Source organism: Sodalis sp. C49, from assembly GCF_046352915.1.
In the GTDB taxonomy this organism is placed as follows: Bacteria; Pseudomonadota; Gammaproteobacteria; order Enterobacterales; family Enterobacteriaceae; genus Acerihabitans.
Map to the genome: position 1 here is coordinate 849,248 of NZ_CP163303.1, position 17,502 is coordinate 866,749.

At 54.5% G+C, this 17,502-nt stretch carries 18 protein-coding genes and 2 tRNA genes; 9 read left to right on the top strand and 11 right to left on the bottom strand.

Annotated features, from left to right (window positions below; all coding sequences use genetic code 11):
• Positions 1-130 precede the first annotated feature (130 nt).
• The 5 genes from ABUK12_RS03740 to ABUK12_RS03760 all read right to left on the bottom strand — a co-directional run bounded on the left by ABUK12_RS03740 (position 131) and on the right by ABUK12_RS03760 (position 4,388).
• Positions 131-370 (bottom strand): major outer membrane lipoprotein, encoded by a 240-nt coding sequence (locus ABUK12_RS03740; protein ID WP_410015018.1) that lies wholly within the window; start codon positions 368-370, stop codon positions 131-133.
• Between the two features lie 341 nt (positions 371-711).
• Positions 712-2,124 carry a pyruvate kinase PykF gene (gene pykF, locus ABUK12_RS03745; protein ID WP_410015019.1) on the bottom strand — a complete coding sequence of 471 codons (1,413 nt, stop codon included), beginning with the start codon at positions 2,122-2,124 and terminating at the stop codon, positions 712-714.
• A gap of 578 nt (positions 2,125-2,702) precedes the next feature.
• Positions 2,703-2,779 (bottom strand) — tRNA-Val (locus ABUK12_RS03750).
• 8 nt (positions 2,780-2,787) lie between these two features.
• A tRNA-Val gene (locus ABUK12_RS03755) sits at positions 2,788-2,864 on the bottom strand.
• A 150-nt stretch (positions 2,865-3,014) separates the two neighbouring features.
• Complete coding sequence (locus tag ABUK12_RS03760; protein WP_410015020.1) at positions 3,015-4,388, bottom strand: MATE family efflux transporter; 1,374 nt, start codon at positions 4,386-4,388, stop codon at positions 3,015-3,017.
• 205 nt (positions 4,389-4,593) lie between these two features.
• Here ABUK12_RS03760 and ABUK12_RS03765 point away from each other — a divergent pair, with 205 nt between their 5' ends.
• Positions 4,594-5,235, top strand: coding sequence for a riboflavin synthase subunit alpha (locus ABUK12_RS03765; RefSeq protein ID WP_410015021.1), 642 nt, complete (start codon positions 4,594-4,596; stop codon positions 5,233-5,235).
• A gap of 253 nt (positions 5,236-5,488) precedes the next feature.
• Here ABUK12_RS03765 and cfa read toward each other — a convergent pair whose 3' ends face one another.
• Positions 5,489-6,640: a cyclopropane fatty acyl phospholipid synthase gene (gene cfa / locus ABUK12_RS03770; RefSeq protein WP_410015022.1), complete on the bottom strand. Its 1,152-nt coding sequence runs from the start codon at positions 6,638-6,640 to the stop codon at positions 5,489-5,491.
• Between the two features lie 445 nt (positions 6,641-7,085).
• Positions 7,086-8,102, bottom strand: coding sequence for an HTH-type transcriptional repressor PurR (gene purR / locus ABUK12_RS03775; protein ID WP_410015023.1), 1,017 nt, complete (start codon positions 8,100-8,102; stop codon positions 7,086-7,088).
• A 237-nt stretch (positions 8,103-8,339) separates the two neighbouring features.
• On the opposite strand from purR, the gene ABUK12_RS03780 reads away from it, so the two are divergent.
• Entirely contained in the window at positions 8,340-8,429 is a 90-nt protein-coding gene (locus tag ABUK12_RS03780; RefSeq protein WP_162365808.1) for a YnhF family membrane protein, read from the top strand.
• A gap of 63 nt (positions 8,430-8,492) precedes the next feature.
• Here the strand turns inward: ABUK12_RS03780 and ABUK12_RS03785 are convergent, their stop codons facing one another.
• The gene (locus ABUK12_RS03785) at positions 8,493-9,386 is read right to left on the bottom strand and encodes an NlpC/P60 family protein (protein ID WP_410015024.1); all 894 of its coding nucleotides are present in this window, start codon (positions 9,384-9,386) and stop codon (positions 8,493-8,495) included.
• Positions 9,387-9,797: 411 nt separating this feature from the next.
• On the opposite strand from ABUK12_RS03785, the gene ABUK12_RS03790 reads away from it, so the two are divergent.
• Positions 9,798-10,145: a Grx4 family monothiol glutaredoxin gene (locus ABUK12_RS03790; protein WP_410015025.1), complete on the top strand. Its 348-nt coding sequence runs from the start codon at positions 9,798-9,800 to the stop codon at positions 10,143-10,145.
• A gap of 73 nt (positions 10,146-10,218) precedes the next feature.
• On the opposite strand, the gene rnt is transcribed toward ABUK12_RS03790, so the two are convergent.
• Both rnt and gloA read right to left on the bottom strand, forming a co-directional pair.
• Positions 10,219-10,884: a ribonuclease T gene (rnt, locus tag ABUK12_RS03795; protein ID WP_410015026.1), complete on the bottom strand. Its 666-nt coding sequence runs from the start codon at positions 10,882-10,884 to the stop codon at positions 10,219-10,221.
• 119 nt (positions 10,885-11,003) lie between these two features.
• On the bottom strand, positions 11,004-11,411 hold the full coding sequence (gloA, locus tag ABUK12_RS03800) for a lactoylglutathione lyase (protein ID WP_410015027.1): 408 nt from the start codon (positions 11,409-11,411) through the stop codon (positions 11,004-11,006).
• A 225-nt stretch (positions 11,412-11,636) separates the two neighbouring features.
• Between gloA and ABUK12_RS03805 the strand changes: the two genes are divergently transcribed.
• Together ABUK12_RS03805 and slyA are read left to right on the top strand one after the other, a co-directional pair.
• A complete protein-coding gene (locus tag ABUK12_RS03805; RefSeq protein WP_410015028.1) occupies positions 11,637-11,882 on the top strand; it encodes a DUF1289 domain-containing protein in 246 nt (81 codons plus the stop codon).
• 574 nt (positions 11,883-12,456) lie between these two features.
• On the top strand, positions 12,457-12,891 hold the full coding sequence (slyA, locus tag ABUK12_RS03810; protein ID WP_162365814.1) for a transcriptional regulator SlyA: 435 nt from the start codon (positions 12,457-12,459) through the stop codon (positions 12,889-12,891).
• Between the two features lie 112 nt (positions 12,892-13,003).
• On the opposite strand, the gene slyB is transcribed toward slyA, so the two are convergent.
• On the bottom strand, positions 13,004-13,471 hold the full coding sequence (gene slyB / locus ABUK12_RS03815; protein WP_410015029.1) for an outer membrane lipoprotein SlyB: 468 nt from the start codon (positions 13,469-13,471) through the stop codon (positions 13,004-13,006).
• A 331-nt stretch (positions 13,472-13,802) separates the two neighbouring features.
• On the opposite strand from slyB, the gene anmK reads away from it, so the two are divergent.
• The 4 genes from anmK (at position 13,803) to tyrS (ending at position 17,426) form a co-directional block, all read left to right on the top strand.
• Positions 13,803-14,906: an anhydro-N-acetylmuramic acid kinase gene (anmK, locus tag ABUK12_RS03820; RefSeq protein ID WP_410015030.1), complete on the top strand. Its 1,104-nt coding sequence runs from the start codon at positions 13,803-13,805 to the stop codon at positions 14,904-14,906.
• Positions 14,907-15,054: 148 nt separating this feature from the next.
• Complete coding sequence (locus tag ABUK12_RS03825) at positions 15,055-15,363, top strand: MliC family protein (protein ID WP_410015031.1); 309 nt, start codon at positions 15,055-15,057, stop codon at positions 15,361-15,363.
• 72 nt (positions 15,364-15,435) lie between these two features.
• Positions 15,436-16,086 carry a pyridoxamine 5'-phosphate oxidase gene (pdxH, locus tag ABUK12_RS03830; protein WP_410015032.1) on the top strand — a complete coding sequence of 217 codons (651 nt, stop codon included), beginning with the start codon at positions 15,436-15,438 and terminating at the stop codon, positions 16,084-16,086.
• A gap of 65 nt (positions 16,087-16,151) precedes the next feature.
• A complete protein-coding gene (gene tyrS / locus ABUK12_RS03835; RefSeq protein WP_410015033.1) occupies positions 16,152-17,426 on the top strand; it encodes a tyrosine--tRNA ligase in 1,275 nt (424 codons plus the stop codon).
• The last annotated feature ends 76 nt before the right edge of the window (positions 17,427-17,502 follow it).

The window sequence follows — 17,502 nt, forward strand, 5'->3', positions numbered from 1 at the left end:
GGCGCCAAGAAACGGGTGGCATGGCTGGCGGAAGGCGGCGAGGGGAAGATACGGGGGCTGTGCGTACAGTTTCTCAGGCAAAAAAAATGGCGCACGTGAGTGCGCCATTTTCTAAACAAGTCTATGACTCTTATTTACGATAAGAGTGAGCTTGGTTATCTAAACGTTGGTTAGCACGGGCAGCGTCGTCTTTAGCGGCCTGAACGTCAGAACGAATAGCGGTGACATCGTTGCTGAGCTGGTCAACTTTCGCGTTCAGGGTTTGAACGTCAGAGGACAGCTGATCGATTTTAGCGTTGCTTGAACAGGCAGTCATACCCATAGATAAAACAAGAAGTGTCGCGCCCAGTACCAGTTTAGTACGATTCATTATTAATACCCTCTAGATTGAGTTAATCTCCATGTAGCATTACAAGTATTACACAAAGTATTTTCTAAGGAGAACAATTTTTAGCAATAAAGCGATTAAATTCGATTGAATGCTCAAAGAAACACCTTGTTTTACAGGGAGGTTAAAAAAAAAGGATAAACCATCACCTTCCATAAGAAAACTCCGATTAAGTCGGGGTAAAAACCAGGCCCTTTTTGTGCTATTGCGATAGAATTATTGCACACCGTCGGAGCGGTACAACAGAATTACCGGGCGCGGCATTCTCTGCGGGCAAAAAAAAGCCTCCGGCAAGCCGGAGGCGCAGGTGGGTAAACCCGGATTTACAGCAGATGAACGGACGCAGTATTGGTCGTGCCGCTCGGTACCAGGGCACCGGACACCATGACGATGATCTCGCCTTTTTTAGCCAAGCCGGTTTCGATGGCCATGGCTTTGCCGATGCGGTAGAAATCATCGGTAGAGGCGATTTCATCCACCAATTGGCAGGTTACGCCTTTGGACAGCAGCAGCTGGCGCGCGGTAATGGCATTGGTGGTCAGCGCCAGGATTTCCGCCTTAGGGAAGTATTTACGCACCGCTTTGGCGGATTTGCCGCCTTCGGTCGCCACGACAATCAGCGGGGCTTCCAGCTTTTCGGCTGTTTCCACCGCGCCGCGACATACGGCTTCGGTGATACGCAGTTTGCGGCTGTCGTTAATGCTGTCGATGCGGCTGGGCATGACGCGGTCGGTACGATCGCAGATGGTGGCCATGATGGTCACGGCTTCCAACGGATATTTCCCCTTGGCGCTTTCACCGGACAGCATTACGGCATCGGTGCCGTCGATGATGGCGTTGGCCACGTCGCCGGCTTCAGCGCGGGTCGGGCGGGGATTCTTGATCATGGAATCGAGCATTTGGGTGGCGGTAATGACCACTTTACGTGCGCGGTTACATTTTTCGATCATCATCTTCTGGGCAAAGATCACTTCTTCCACCGGTATTTCCACACCCAGGTCGCCACGGGCAACCATGATGCCGTCGGAGGCTTCCAGAATCTCGTCAAAATTGTTCAGGCCTTCCTGATTTTCAATCTTGGAGATGATCTGGATATGTTCGCCGCCATGCTGTTTCAGGTGTTCACGAATTTCCAGGACATCGGAGCGTTTACGGATGAACGAGGCGGCGATGAAGTCCACGCCCTGTTCGCAGCCGAAGATTAAATCGCCTTTGTCTTTTTCCGCCAGCGCCGGCAGGGCGATGGAAACGCCCGGCAGGTTAACGCCTTTGTTTTCGCCCAGGTCGCCGTTGTTTAACACCTTGCAGACCACGGTGGTATCGGTAACGTCGATAACTTCCATGCCCAGCAGGCCGTCATCCACCAGCACGGTATTGCCGACCGACAGGTCCTTGGCAAAGCCGGGGTAGGTGACCGCGACGCGTTCTTTGGTGCCGACTACCGTCTGGTCGGTGGTGAACGTAAAGGTCTGGCCGGCGGTAAGGGAAACATCGTTGCCGTTTTCCAGTTTCATGGTACGGATTTCCGGCCCTTTGGTATCGAGCAGGATGGCGGCTTTCTTGCCGGTTTCCTGCAGGATGGCGCGCAGGTTGGTAATGCGGTTGCCGTGTTCTTCAAAGTCGCCGTGGGAGAAATTAAGGCGCATGACGTTCATGCCCGCGTTCAGCAGCTTTGACAGCATTTCTTTCGATTCAGTTTTTGGACCGATGGTACAAACGATTTTTGTCTTTTTCATAACAATGATATCTGCAAGTTGTGTTGGATGATAAATCTGATATATCGCCGGTGAATATCGACGACGAAAAATTGTGCAGCCTTGCGAGCCTGTTCCCCATGTTCAAGGATAGGAGACAAAAGTGAGAAAATGATGAAAATATAGCTAAATTATCTGGCCGAACGTGCCGGCAAGCGGTAGTGGATAAGTCTGTTTTAATTAGTATTTGGCAAATCAACGGGGCTTAAGCCATTCAATTGAAATAACGTTTTGTATTATAGTTATTGGGCCGGCGGAAACAAGATAAAAACAGCACAAATAATGCGTAAGCCGTGAAAAAGAGTGCATTTGTGGTAAATATGCAAATTTTTAGTATCAAGTGTTGCGCAGATGCACAATAAAATCGGTAACCGGTGCGCAACAATGGACGTAAATACCAGCAACAGATAACAATAACGCCATGAGGGATTAACACCACGGGATCCCGGATGTTTGTTTTGCCGGCCGCTTTTAGGTTGACGTAACGGAGAGAAAAAAAAAGAAGAAAATGCAGGTAACTGCGTTCACCAGCGGGGTACAGACCAGGGAGGAAAATAATATGGTGCGTCCGAGTGGACTCGAACCACCGACCCCCACCATGTCAAGGTGGTGCTCTAACCAGCTGAGCTACGGACGCACAAGAAGTGGTGCGTTCTAATGGACTCGAACCATCGACCCCCACCATGTCAAGGTGGTGCTCTAACCAGCTGAGCTAAGAACGCATTTTACACATCGCCATCTGCCTGACAGCGGGACGAATATTAACGGGCAATATCACCGCATGCAAGAGGAAAAAGCGTTTTTTACCGCCCGCGACCGACAACTGCCCATCTAATACACAGCGTGCCGGTTTTTTAACCGCCAGGGCGCCGTCAGCGCGCCGCCCGATTGAGAATCAGCCGTGAGGGCTGGCGCTGCAGCCAAAGCATACGCAGCGTCATCAGCAGTGCCGCCGACGTCAGGCCGATGATAAAGCCTGTCCAGAAACCGCTCGGCCCCATGGCCGGCACGACATAATCCGTCAGCGCCAGCACATATCCGCACGGCAGGCCCAGCAACCAGTAGGCGGTAAACGTAATGAAAAAAATCGAACGGGTGTCTTTGTATCCGCGCAGTACGCCGTTGCCAATCACCTGGATCGAATCGGAGATCTGGTAGATGGCCGCCAGCGCCATCAGATGGGAGGCCATCGCCACCACCGCCGGCGTATCGTTATACAGCCGGGCGATTTCCACCCGGTACAGGAAAGTGCATACCGCGGTCACGCAGGCCAGCATAACGCCCATGCCCAGGCTGGTCCAGGCGGCGACCCGCGCTTGTTCCACATCATTTTGCCCCAGGCGGAATCCGACGCGGATCGTGGCAGCGACGCCCATCGACAGCGGCAGCACGAACATCAGGGAGCTGAAGTTCAAGGCTATTTGATGTCCCGCCACCGCGACGATGCCAAGCGGCGTCACCAACAGCGCAACCACGGCGAACAGGGTAACTTCAAAGAACAGCGACAGGGCGACGGGTAAACCCAGGCCGGCCAGCCGGCGCAGCGCCGTCCAGTCGGGCCGGGAAAACCCGCCCGGCAGATGCAAATCCTGAAAGCTGCCGGCCCGGCGCATATAAAGCCACATCACCACATACATGAGCCAGTAGACGGATGCGGTGGCGATGCCGCACCCCACGCCGCCCATGGCCGGGATGCCGAATTTGCCGTAGATGAAAATGTAATTGATAGGCACGTTGGCAAGCAGGCCGAGAAAACCTATCGCCATACCGGGCTTGGTTTTGGACAGACCGTCGCATTGGCAACGCAGCACCTGGAAAAACAAATAGCCGGGCGCGCCCCACAGCAGGTAATGCAGGTAGGCGACAGCTTTTTGCGCCAGCACGGGATCGACATGGCGCATTCTCTCGATGACCAGGCGGCAGTTATACAGCACCGCCATAACCAAAATCGCCGCGGCCGCCGCCAGCCAGAATCCCTGGCGTACCTGATGGGCGATACGTTCGCGCCGCCCGGACCCGTTCAACTGCGCGATAACCGGCGTGAGGGCCAGGATCAGACCGTGGCCGAACAGGATGGTGGGCAGCCAGATGGACGTGCCGACGGCAACCGCCGCCATATCCGTCGCGCTGACGGAGCCGGACATGATGGTATCGACCACGCCCATCGACGTTTGGGCTATTTGCGCGAAAATAACCGGTATGGCCAAGGACATTAATGTACGCGCTTCCAGGAAGTACTTCTGCACGTAGGCACCTATGGTTTTATGTGTATGGAATAAGCAGGCGAAAGTTAACATAAAGGTTAAAAATCTGCGGCATAGTGTAAAGCATTTGTCCGGTTATACCAGTGCGGGACGACACAAATCCGTGCGGCGGCGGATTTGGATTTCCTGGGGAAATCGTGCACACTAGCCTGACTGATTCCAGCGGTGGTTTACAGAGGCCAAGGTTATGTTTACGGGTATTGTTCAGGGCACCGCGCCCATTGTGGCAATTGAAGAAAAAGCGAATTTTCGCACGCATTTCGTTTCCCTGCCGGCGGCGATGTTGTCCGGTCTGGAGGAGGGCGCCTCCGTGGCGCACAACGGCTGTTGCCTGACGGTAAGCGGCATTAACGGCGACGTGGTGGCGTTTGATTTGATGAAAGAGACGCTGCGGGTGACCAATCTGGGCGATCTGCAGGTGGGGGATGAGGTGAACGTAGAACGCGCCGCCACCTTTAACGCCGAGATCGGCGGACATGTGATGTCCGGGCATATCATGTGCACTGCCGAGATTGTGAAAATCGTGACGTCGGAAAATAATCGGCAGATTTGGTTCAGAATGCCGGACAAAGCGCTGATGAAATATGTCCTGTATAAAGGATATATCGGCATCGACGGCATCAGCCTGACTATCGGCGAGGTGGCGGCCGATAAATTTTGCGTGCATTTAATACCGGAAACCCTGATGCGCACCACGTTGGGTAAAAAAAGGCTGGGGCAGCGGATCAATATTGAAATCGATCCCCAGACCCAGGCGGTGGTGGATACGGTGGAGCGTGTGCTGGCGCAGCGGGAAGCGGCGATTGCCGCGACGTTAAATACCCTTTAACACGCCTGTCTTGAGTGCGGTGTTGGCGGGCCTAGCGTGCCATGGGGCACTCTGGCGGCCAGGAGATGGCCGCTTCGACCCCATCGGCGCGCTCTCCCTTTAACACGCCTGCCTTGAGTGCGGTGTTGGCGGGCCAGGCGTGCCATGGGGCGCTCTGGCGGCCAGGAGATGGCCGCATCGCCCCCATCGGCGCGCTCTCCCTTTACCACGCCTGTCTTGAGTGCGGTGTTAAAGGGCCTGGCGTGCCATGGTATTAACGGGGTACGCGAATACCGCCATCCACGCCTTCCGGGCTGAATAATACCTGCCATAAATGGATATTGCGCGCGCGGAATGCCCCCGCGCAGGCATTCAGGTAATAACTGAACATACGGTAAAAACGGTCGGAGTATTTGTTGGACAGCGCCGGCCAGGCGGCGACAAAACGTTCATACCAGGCTATGAGCGTTTTGTCGTAATCAGAGCCGAAGTTATGCCAGTCTTCCATAACAAAATGCTTTTCGCTGGCATGGGCTATCTGCTGTACCGACGGCAGGCAGCCGTTGGGAAAAATATACTTATTTATCCACGGGTCGACATTCATATCGGTGATATTCGAGCCGATGGTGTGCAGCAGGAACAGACCGTCGCGTTTCAGGTTGCGATCGATAACGTCGAAATAGGTGGCGTAATTCTTGGGGCCTACGTGTTCGAACATGCCGACTGAAACAATACGGTCAAATTGCATATCCAGATCGCGATAGTCCTGCAGCAAAATGGTGACATCCAGTCCCTCGCAGCGCGTTTGCGCCAGCTTTTGCTGCTCGGCAGAGATAGTGACGCCCTGTACCGATACGCCATAATTCCTGGCCGCGTAGGCGGCAAGCCCGCCCCAGCCGCAGCCCACGTCCAGCAGCGTCAGGCCGGGTCGCAGCTGCAGTTTTTCGCAAATCATCTTCAGCTTATCCTGCTGGGCTTCCTCGAGGGTGGTCGCCTGTTTCCAGTAGCCGCAGGAATATTGCATATAGGGATCGAGCATCTTTTCAAACAGATCGTTACCCAAATCGTAATGTTCTTTGCCCACGATCCAGGCCCTCTTTCGCGACTGGAGGTTCATCAGCCGGGCGGCGGCAATGCGTAAGGTATCTTTTAAATGATGCGGAAGTTTATTCTCCAGACCCGCCCTGAGAACACGCTGGAAAAAAATGTCCAGCCGCTCACACTCCCACCAGCCATCCATGTAACTCTCGCCCAATCCCAAAGATCCATCCTGCAATACGCGCTTAAAAAATCCCGGATTCTTGATTCGGATATCAAATGGTCTTGAACCATTGAGTTCAATACCGGCTTCAGAGAGCAATTCATGGACGATACGGTACCAATCATTATCATGAAAGCTCAGGTCTTCAACGCACGAGGAACTCATAGCTTCTCCATCACCTTTCTTCTGCAGTGCCCCGTCAGGAAAAGCACTCACCATGCCTGCGGGCTTTATAAGAATCCACGGTTATCCGTGGTGTCTGAAGTATCACCATCAACAGAGGAATATAAAGTAAACCTTAGACTGCGACTTAGCCGGGCGCTTTATAAAAGGGTGATGTCATGTTGGAAAACACGACATACTTTTATACAAATTTATTAGACAACTCGTTATAATTGTTAACGATATTGAGTATAAGCCTGCATTTTAATTTAGACAATAGCTAACGCGCTAATGTATTTCCCATTATAACTTAATGATTTCTCGCTGAAACAATAACTCTTTGCACAGAGATCATTATATGAAAAATCTTGTGTCCGAGGCGGACGGCGCTTTACATAGCAACAGACCCTGGAGGCGCCAGCCCGTTGCCCGGGCCTGGCGCGTGGCCTTAAGCGGGGAAGGGACCGTCTGCGACCGAACGGCGTTCAATCAGCGACGGATGGACTTCGATGGTTTTGGCGTTCTCGCGTTTGCTGGTAATCCTATCGAGCAGCATGGTAAGCGCCGCCTCGCCCAAATCCTCTTTAGGCTGATGGATGGTGGTCAGCGCCGGGCTGAAAAAGCACGAATTGCGCACGTTGTCGTAGCCGATGATAGAAATATCCTCAGGTACGCTCAGGCCCATTTCATTAATGGCGCACAGTGCGCCCATGGCCATAATGTCGCCGCCGCAGAAGACCGCGGTGGGACGCGGCGTTTGCGCCAGGATTTGTTTCATCGCCAGGTAGCCGGATTCAGGCTCGAAATTGCCTTGCACAATCCAGCGGTCGTTTAACGGGATGCCGGCCTCCGCCATGGCATGCAGATAGCCGCGGTGGCGGCCGCCGCCGGTGTTGCGCGCCAGCTGTCCGGGAATGGCGCCGATGGCGCGATGGCCGCGTTTAAGCAAATATTGCGTCGCCATATAACCGCCGGCAAAGGCGTTATCGATAATGGTGTCGGTAAAATCACGGCGGGCCTCACCCCAATCCATGACCACCATGGGGATATGCTGATATTCCTCAAGCATATCCAGCAGCGTTTCGGGATACTCGGCGCACATCACCAGCAGGCCGTCGACGCGCTTTTGCGCCAGCATCGCCAGATAGGCGCGCTGTTTTTCGAGATCATTGTGCGAATTGCACAATATCAGGGTATAACCGCGAGCAAAGCAATGGTGCTCAATCGCCTCGATAATTTCGGCGAAATAGGGCGCCTCGCTGGTGCTGGCGAGCAGGCCGATGGACTTGGTGCGATTGACCTTCAGGCTGCGCGCCACGGCGCTGGGTGAATAATGCAGTTGTTTAATGGCGTCCAGCACGGCAATTTGAGTGTCTTGCGCAACAAAACGGGTTTTATTGATCACATGCGAAACGGTGGTTGTCGATACATTAGCGCGTTTTGCCACATCTTTAATGGTTGCCATGCCTTTGATACTCCCGTACGCCCTGGCTGGAATAATGTCTGTCGAAGGCGCAAGCACTTTCCGACGCTGTGGAATTAACCGCTAATTTTCGTTCATCCCGCGCCAAAGTGAAAGTGTTAAATGTGGCGGCTACAGGTTGGGAGCAAGCTTTTTCATCGCTGTTATGGCAAACTGACGATAACTGCTCTGCGGGCCGGTGGATAAGGCCGGCGCCCTGGTTTACGTTAAGGAGATAGAATGGACAGCGATTTAAAAATGTCGTTACTGACCACGGTGTTCTCGCTGCTGGTGATTATTGTCTTCAGCTTTACCGCCGTCATGAACTGACACCCTCTCGGTTCAGATATAAAAAAGAGGAGCCTTGGCTCCTCTTTTTTTTCCGGCGCGCCTTCAGCGGATATTTTTCGGCGTGACCACCCGGCGGGCGCCCACGTAATGATCCTGCCAATAATCCTCACTCAGATAGCTGATACGGATATCGCTGCCGGTGCGGGGCGACTGGATAAAGCGACCATTGCCAAGATAGACGCCGACGTGATCCGCCGCGCCGCGATTGGAAATATGGAAAAAGACCAGGTCGCCGCTTTCCAGCTCGTCTTTCTTAACCGGCGCTGCGTCGCGCAGGTGGTACATTTCGTTGGCGGTGCGCGGCATATGGATGCGTACCACATCCTTGTAGGCATAATAAATCAGGCCGCTGCAGTCAAAGCCGGTATTAGGCGACATGCCGCCCCAACGGTAAGGCTTGCCCATTTGGGAGAGGAGTTTATTCATGGCGGTAAGCTTGGCGGTCTGGTAGCGTTTCTTATGGCTCTCGCTCATCTTTATCGGCTGATCGTTGGCCACCAGTTCTACCGCCGCCTGATCTTTTATCATCCGGTGCCGGCCGTAACCTTTTTTATAGCCTTTTTTCGGCGGAGTGAAGGAGGCTATTTTTTTCGTCGCCGTGGTTTTTGATGCCTTGGCAAGAGGGGACGTTTTGCTTTTCTTCGCGCCGGTTTTCGCCACCGCGGGTTCCAAAGGCCGTTTAACGCCGGCTTTTTCATGCGCCGGTTCCGGCGATTTTTTAATGCTGGCTTTTTCACTGACGGCGGGCGCGCTGGCGACAGGTTTGCTTTTCTTGGCTATTTTTACCGGTTTGCGTTTGCGCCGGTCGCCGGTTTTTGCCGCCGCTGCCTGGGATTTGCGCTGATCGGCATTGACGCCGGCGCTCGGCGCGGCATGTGCCAGGTTCAAAAACAACTGGGTAAAAAGCAACACAAAAAGCGTAAAGCATAAACGCATGATAAACGCTATCCTTATGTGGCCCAAAATAGGGGGTTATCAACACCTCACAGGAATTTAAGCTATTTACCTCGTCATTGCATCATCAATTCACTACTTATTGTGTATAAACGTGAATAAGTTCGATTTTGCTGCATTTAACAGCGTTCAGCGGCGCTTTATTCAACATATTTTGAGGGTGTGCACCGAATGTTTCAGCCCGTTTTGTTCGGCGGCAGGGGGTAAAAGCCGCTACAGTGATAGTATTGCCTGTCCTACGTGGGCGGGCCGGGAGTGAATTGACGCGCCTTTACCGCGCGGGCCGGCAAAAAAACGTTTATTTGTTTAGCCGGTAGTGGCTAAAATGAAGAGACTGCGTGTAATCCCGCACAGTGCAGATAAGGCCAGATGCTGGCTTGAGGAAGCGAGACAATGACGACGATTGAAAAAATTCAGCAGCAGATAGCTGAGAACCCGATTCTTCTTTATATGAAAGGCTCGCCAAAATTGCCCGGCTGTGGTTTTTCCGCACAGGCAGTACAGGCGCTTTCCGCCTGTGGTGAGCGTTTCGCGTATGTGGATGTCCTGCAAAATCCCGATATTCGCGCCGAGTTGCCGAAATTCGCCAACTGGCCGACCTTCCCACAGCTGTGGGTGGATGGCGAACTGGTCGGCGGCTGCGATATCATTATCGAAATGTATCAGCACGGCGAGTTGCAACCGTTGATCAAAGAGACCGCGGTAAAATACAACTCCCAGGAAAACCAGACCCCTTCCTGAGTTCCCCGGGACGCCTGCGGATAACCCCCGCCCCTTGCGGCGGGAGTTTTTAACCGCCGGACGCAAGCATCGGCTAGGCGTGCTCGCCGGCGGCAGGCTCGCCGACGGGGGGAACAGGCCAGCCGCCGAGACGTTTCCAGCGATTAACCAGCTCACAAAATAATTCAGCGGTGCGTTCGGTGTCATAGAGCGCGGAATGCGCCTGGCCGGCGTCAAATTCGATGCCTCCGGCCGCGCAGGCTTTGGCCAACACCGTCTGGCCCAGCACCAGCCCGCTGAGAGCAGCGGTGTCGAAGGTGGCAAACGGATGGAAAGGATTACGCTTTAATGCCGCCCGTCCGGCCGCCGCCATAAGAAATCCGTGGTCGAATCCGGCATTGTGCGCGACGATAATCGCGCGGTTGCAGCCCCGATCCTTAATGCCTTTGCGCACCATTTTGAAAATTTCATGCAGCGCCTCGTACTCGCTCACCGCGCCGCGCAGCGGGTTGGTCGGGTCGATACCGTTAAAGGCCAGGGCTTCCGGCTGCAGTTGCGCGCCGGGAAAAGGCTCGACATGGAAATGCAGGCATTGGTCGGTGACCAGCCAGCCTTCATCGTCCATGTTGAGGGTGACGGCGGCGATTTCGAGCAAGGCGTCGGTTGCGGCGTTAAAGCCCGCGGATTCAATATCGATTACCACTGGATAAAAGCCGCGAAAACGGCCGCGAAGGGTATTTACATCATCAAGTTCAGCCATGCCTGTTCTTAATTTTTAAGGAAAACAGCCCGCATTATGGCAAATTTTAGCGCCGGATGCATGGCGAATCCGCTCCCTTCTCCCCAGGAGAGCGGATTTGGCGGGGTCGGGCTGGTACTTTATTTGCCCAGGCCCTTGCCGGCATGTTTTTGTTCAATCAGCTCGATTTTATAACCATCGGGATCTTCGATAAAAGCGATAACCGTCGTGCCGCCCTTGACCGGTCCCGCTTCGCGGGTCACCTTGCCGCCGGCCTGGCGAATGCGGTCGCAGGTAGCGGCCACATCGTCAACCCCGAGCGCGATATGGCCGTAGGCGGTACCCAGCTCGTAGCTATCAACGCCCCAGTTATAGGTCAATTCAATCACCGCGCCTTCCGTCTCCTCGGTGTAGCCGACAAAGGCCAGGGTGTATTTGTACTCCGTATTTTCGCTGGTGCGCAGTAGGCGCATCCCCAGTATATTTGTATAAAAATCAATTGATTGCTGTAAATCGGTGACGCGGAGCATGGTATGAAGCAGGCGCATGATATCCTCTATAGACAATGACGACGGTTTATCCATCGCCTTTGGTGAGATCGTGGTTTAACAGTATATCCCAGACCTTCGGTGCGGTGGAGGAGAAATACTCCTGCCTTGCTTGCCCTGGCGGCCGGAGAACCGCGCGATTTCCCCCGGGCAAGCGATTTTTGCCGTCATAAGCTTGCCAGCCGGTGAAATAACGTCTTCAATAAAAGTTAAACAGGAGGGCACGTGCCGGAACAGCTTGAGTTTTTCATCATAACCAGTCCTTGCCGCGGGGTCTGCCAATCCGATGACCGTGGCTTTTGCCGTGGCTGCCTGCGCTCCCGCCAGGAACGTTTCGACTGGATCACGATGAACGACGGCCAAAAGCGCGAAGTGCTGCGGCTATGTCATCAACGCTACCTGCGCCAGCTGCGGGCCGGCAAGAGCACGCCCGCAGAACCCGCAGGTCCGGAACAGCCCTCGCTTTTTTAACACCCCGCAGGCGTGCAACCTTATTCCACTGAGTATCTTGAACGTCGGGATGGCGATTATCACAACCCCGGCACTCATAGTTAATTATTAATATGCACGCTAATAACTTGTTATTTATATATTGTTATTACATTATTAGACCGAATACATGACATAATGATATTTGTTATGTCTTCATTTAACTTAAATTAACAATAAATCACGATGAATGACAATAATAGTGATACAGTCATGAATAATCCGCTTGGCATACTATAGGCGTTGATGTGAGAATGCCGGGGCAACCAGTGCCAGGGACGGATTATATGAGGTTTCCAACGCTTACCCTATACTAAGCGGAAAGTTTTACGCAATGAAGGGCCGCAACCCTCGTCAAGGCTGACGACCGGCAAGGAGTAATGCGCTCAGCGGTGCTGTCCCATATTTCAAAGGAACAACATGGGTATTACATCTAGCTCAACTTAACTTCAACCTTATTCATATATATATATATTTGTAATTTGCCATTCCACCCATTAGAATGGATGGGAATCCAGGGAACAAGCTTAATCAGCTTAATTATAAGGAGAGAGAATTGGAATCGCCATTAGGATCTGATTTGGCGCGACTTGTTCGTGTTTGGCGCGCTTTGATTGACCATCGCTTAAAACCGCTAGAACTGACACAAACGCATTGGATCACGTTGCATAATATCTGCCAGCTTCCGCCGGAGCAGTCGCAAATTCAGTTGGCAAAGGCTATCGGCATTGAGCAGCCCTCATTGGTTCGAACGCTTGATCAGCTTGAAGAGAAAAAGCTGATCACTCGCCATACCTGTGCGAACGATCGGCGGGCGAAACGTATTAAATTGACGGAGTCCGCAGAGCCCATCATCAAAGAAGTGAACCATGTCATCAATAGTACCCGGGATGAAATCCTGACGGGTATTTCAGAGCAGGAGATTCATTTTCTGAGTAATATGATTGCACGGCTGGAGAAGAATATCCTCGAGCTTTATAATAAGTCCTGACATAGCGTGGTTCAACGACATGTTCTCTATAAAAAACCGGCAAATAGCGCCGGTTTTTTTATGCCAAGGTCTTTCGCTTGCGCCGCCGCGTTATGCGGCGGCGGGGCGGTAATTAACGCGGAGAAACCGTCACGTTGCGCCCGTTGCTGGCGATAGCCACGCGTTGTCCTACGCTGAACCGCGTATTTCCTTGTTTTTGCACCACCATGATAGTATTGCCGTCGTCTTTGCGCACTTCAAGTTCCACGCCCTGCGAACGGCTGGCGGCGCTGGTGACGCCCTGGCCCGCCACGCCGCCCGCCACCGCGCCGGCGGCCGTAGCCAGGTTGCGGCCGGTGCCGCCGCCGAGGGTATTGCCGAGGAACCCGCCCAAGACCGCGCCGCCGATGGCGCCGATAACGTTTGAATCCTCTCCGCCCTGGATTTGTACCGGCCTTACGCCTACCAGCGTACCGTACGTCACGCTTTGTACCTGTTTAGCCTCATTGGCGGAATAGACATCACCGGAAAGACTGTTGTTGCTGGCACAGCCCGCCAGCGTCAATCCAGCCAGGGTGACCACGAGCAAACGTTTCATCATTGAAAAACTCCTGTTATACGCCGTTCGTCAAGGCAAACCGAGACAGAACAAATGCCAATGTTGTTGCAATCGTCAATAGTATCTGTTTCCAGGCGCTACTTCGATAGCCTACTGTAGTCGATAATATTGTAGAATTCATAAACAATGAATCAACAGACCTCTTTTCTTAATTATAGCAATGATTTTAACGCTAAGCTTTTGCCCGCCAGGTTATTTTATTGTAACAACTTCCAAAATTTGACGGCTTTTCATAGCCTGATTCATCAAACCTGTTTAACGTAGACATCCGGAATCGATAAATGAAATTTTTGCGAAGGAAAAGGGCAGGCCAATGAGAACAGGTCGCTATGTAGGCGTAATGTCCGGAACCAGCCTTGACGGCGTGGATGTGGTGCTTGCCGCCATCGACGAGCATACCGTGGCGCAGCAATACAGTTACGGGCATCCCATACCACAGGAGCTCAAACACCAAATTCTGGCCATATGCCAGGGACAATCCGTGACCTTGTCACAGGTGGGGCAATTGGATACCCGCCTGGGCATACTTTTCAGCGAGGCGGTGCTGGCCATGCTAGAGAGCGCCGGCGTGGCGGCGCACGAGATCACCGCCATCGGCAACCATGGACAAACCGTCTGGCATCAGCCGGACGCCGAGGCGCCCTGCACGATGCAAATCGGCGACAATAATCGCATCGCCGCCCTGACCGGCATTACCACCGTGGGGGATTTCCGCCGCCGCGATATGGCGTTCGGCGGCCAGGGCGCGCCGTTGGTGCCCGGTTTCCACCACGCGTTGCTGGCGCATCCCGGCGAGCGGCGCATGGTGCTCAATATCGGCGGCATTGCCAATCTGTCGTTATTGCTGCCCGGCCAACCGATCCGCGGCTACGACACCGGTCCCGGCAATATCCTGATGGATGCCTGGGCCTGGCGCCACCAGGCCGTTCCTTACGATAAGGATGCGGTGTGGGCCCTGGGGGGCAAGGTGCACCAGGGCCTGCTGCAGCAGTTGCTGGCGGACGGTTATTTTGCCCAGCCGGCGCCGAAAAGCACCGGCAGGGAATATTTTAACCTTGGCTGGCTGACGTATCAGCTCACCCATTTCGTGCCGATACCGCCGCGGGATGTGCAGGCGACGCTGCTGGAATTAACGGCCATGAGCATTGCGGAACAAGTGCTGCTATCGGGCGGCTGCGAACGTCTTCTGGTCTGCGGCGGCGGGGCGCGCAATCCGCTGCTGATGGCCCGGCTGTCCGCGCTGTTGCCCGGTATGGAGGTCAGTTCCACCGATAAATACGGCGTGAGCGGCGATGATATGGAAGCCCTGGCCTTTGCCTGGCTGGCCTTTCGCACTTTATCGGGTTTGCCGGGCAATCTGCCGTCGGTTACCGGCGCCAGCAGGGAAACGCTGCTGGGGGCCATTTATCCGGTATAAAGGTTTGCGTCCCCGCCGCCGCGCTTTTCAGACAGGTCCGCTTCAGCGGCGCGGCCGGGTTGATTAAGGTGGCCAGGAGCCGCGGCACGACGCGCGGCCCGGACGACCTATCCCGCCGCATGACGGCGGCGTAAACCAAGGGGAAACTATGATTAATCGGCTTATTATATTTGCCTGTGTGATTACCGTTACCGCCTGTAGCCAGTTCAATCGCGGCCCGGGCGAGCAAACGCTGCGTTATCAATGCGGCACCACGCCGCTGACGGTACGCCAACGCACGGAACCGGCGCAGGTCAGTTTTATTCTCGACGGCAAACAGCTTAACCTGCCGCAGGTGATGTCCGCCTCCGGGACGCGCTATAGCGATGGGCACTATACGTTCTGGTCGAAAGGCCCGAACGCGTTTGTCGAACGCGAAGGTAAAGTCATCATAAACGACTGTATTATCGCCGGTTGAACGGTGCTAAATGATTGAGATTTTTAGCCACGCGGCGCACAATAACGCCCTGGCCCGACGCAGAATATCACTATGACTGAACAAAAAATCGATATCGCCGCTTTGCGCCGCGAATATACCCGCGGGGGCTTGCGGCGCGCGGATCTGACGTCTGAACCGCTGACTCTGTTTGAGCGCTGGCTGCAACAGGCCTGCGAGGCGCAGCTTCCCGACCCCACCGCGATGTGCGCGGCGACGGTGGATGAATACGGCCAGCCCTATCAGCGCATGGTGCTGCTCAAGCATTTCGACAGCCGCGGCATGGTGTTTTACACCAACCTCGGCAGCCGCAAGGCCGGGCACCTGGCGCATAACTCCCGCATCAGCCTGCATTTTCCCTGGCATGCGCTCGAACGCCAGGTCATGGTGCTGGGACGCGCCGAGCGATTGTCGCTGGTGGAAGTGATGAAATATTTTCACAGCCGGCCCAAAGACAGCCAAATCGGTGCCTGGGTTTCCCGTCAATCCAGCCGGATATCCGCGCGCGGGGTGTTGGAAAGCAAATTTCTCGAGTTAAAGCAGAAATTTCAGCAGGGTGAAGTGCCGTTGCCCAGTTTTTGGGGGGGATACCGGGTGAATATTGATACAATGGAATTCTGGCAGGGTGGCGAGCACCGGCTCCATGACCGGTTTATCTACCAGCGCCGGGATGAGGGATGGGCGATAGACCGTCTGGCGCCCTGACGCCGCCGGCACATGACTTTAGGGTGCCTGGGCACCGATACTTACAGCAATAATGGAGTTTTTTGATGGCAAGCAGCAACCTGATACAACAATTGCAAGAGCGGGGCCTGATTGCCCAGGTCACGGATGAGGCCGCGCTGTCCGAGCGCCTGGCTCAGGGGCCGCTGTCACTGTATTGCGGTTTCGATCCGACCGCCGATAGCTTGCACTTGGGACATCTGGTGCCACTATTGTGCCTGAAGCGTTTTCAACTGGCCGGCCACCGTCCCGTGGCGCTGGTGGGCGGTGCCACGGGACTTATCGGCGATCCGAGTTTCAAGGCCGTTGAACGTAAATTAAATACCGCCGAAACGGTGCAGGAATGGGTGGATAAAATCAAGCGCCAGGTGTCACCGTTTCTGGATTTTGACTGCGGCGAAAACAGCGCCGTGGCCGCCAACAACTACGACTGGTTCGGCAGCATGAATGTGTTGACCTTCCTGCGTGACATCGGCAAGCATTTCTCGGTTAACCAGATGATCAACAAGGAAGCGGTCAAGCAGCGGCTTAACCGCGACGACAGCGGCATCTCCTTTACCGAATTCTCCTACAACCTGCTGCAGGGGTATGACTTCACGTCGCTGAACAAGCAATACGGCGTCGAGCTGCAGATCGGCGGGTCGGATCAGTGGGGTAATATTACCTCCGGCATCGACCTGACCCGGCGCATGAACCAGAAGCAGGTTTACGGCTTGACCGTGCCGCTTATCACCAAAGCGGACGGCACCAAATTCGGCAAGACCGAAGGCGGGGCGATATGGCTGGATCCCGCCAAGACCAGCCCGTATAAATTCTATCAGTTCTGGATTAACACCGCCGACGCGGATGTCTACCGCTTCCTGAAGTTCTTCACCTTTATGCCCATGGAAGAGATTAACGCCCTGGAAGAGGAAGACCGCAACACCGACGGCGCGCCGCGCGCGCAGTATGTCTTGGCGCAGGCGGTGACCCGGATGGTGCACGGCGAAGCCGGGCTGGCGGCGGCGGTGCGGATTACCGACAGCCTGTTTTCCGGCTCACTGCAGGCCCTGACGGCCAACGATCTGGCGCAACTGGCGCAGGACGGCATGCCCACCATCGCCCTGAGCGACGGCGCGGATCTGCAGCAGGCGCTGGTGGATGCGGGACTGGTGCCGTCCCGGGGCCAGGCCAGAACCCTGATCGGCTCTAATGCCATCGCGGTGAATGGCGAAAAACAATCTTCGGCGGAGTATGTCTTCAGCGCCGCCGATCGCTTGTATGGGCGTTATACCTTGCTGCGCCGCGGCAAGAAAAACTACTGCCTGATCCGCTGGGAATGATTTTTATAACTGCTACAGGAGGCCGCCGGCCTCCTGCTTTGTGTCGATGCGGCCGCCAGGCCAAGGGCTTTAAGGC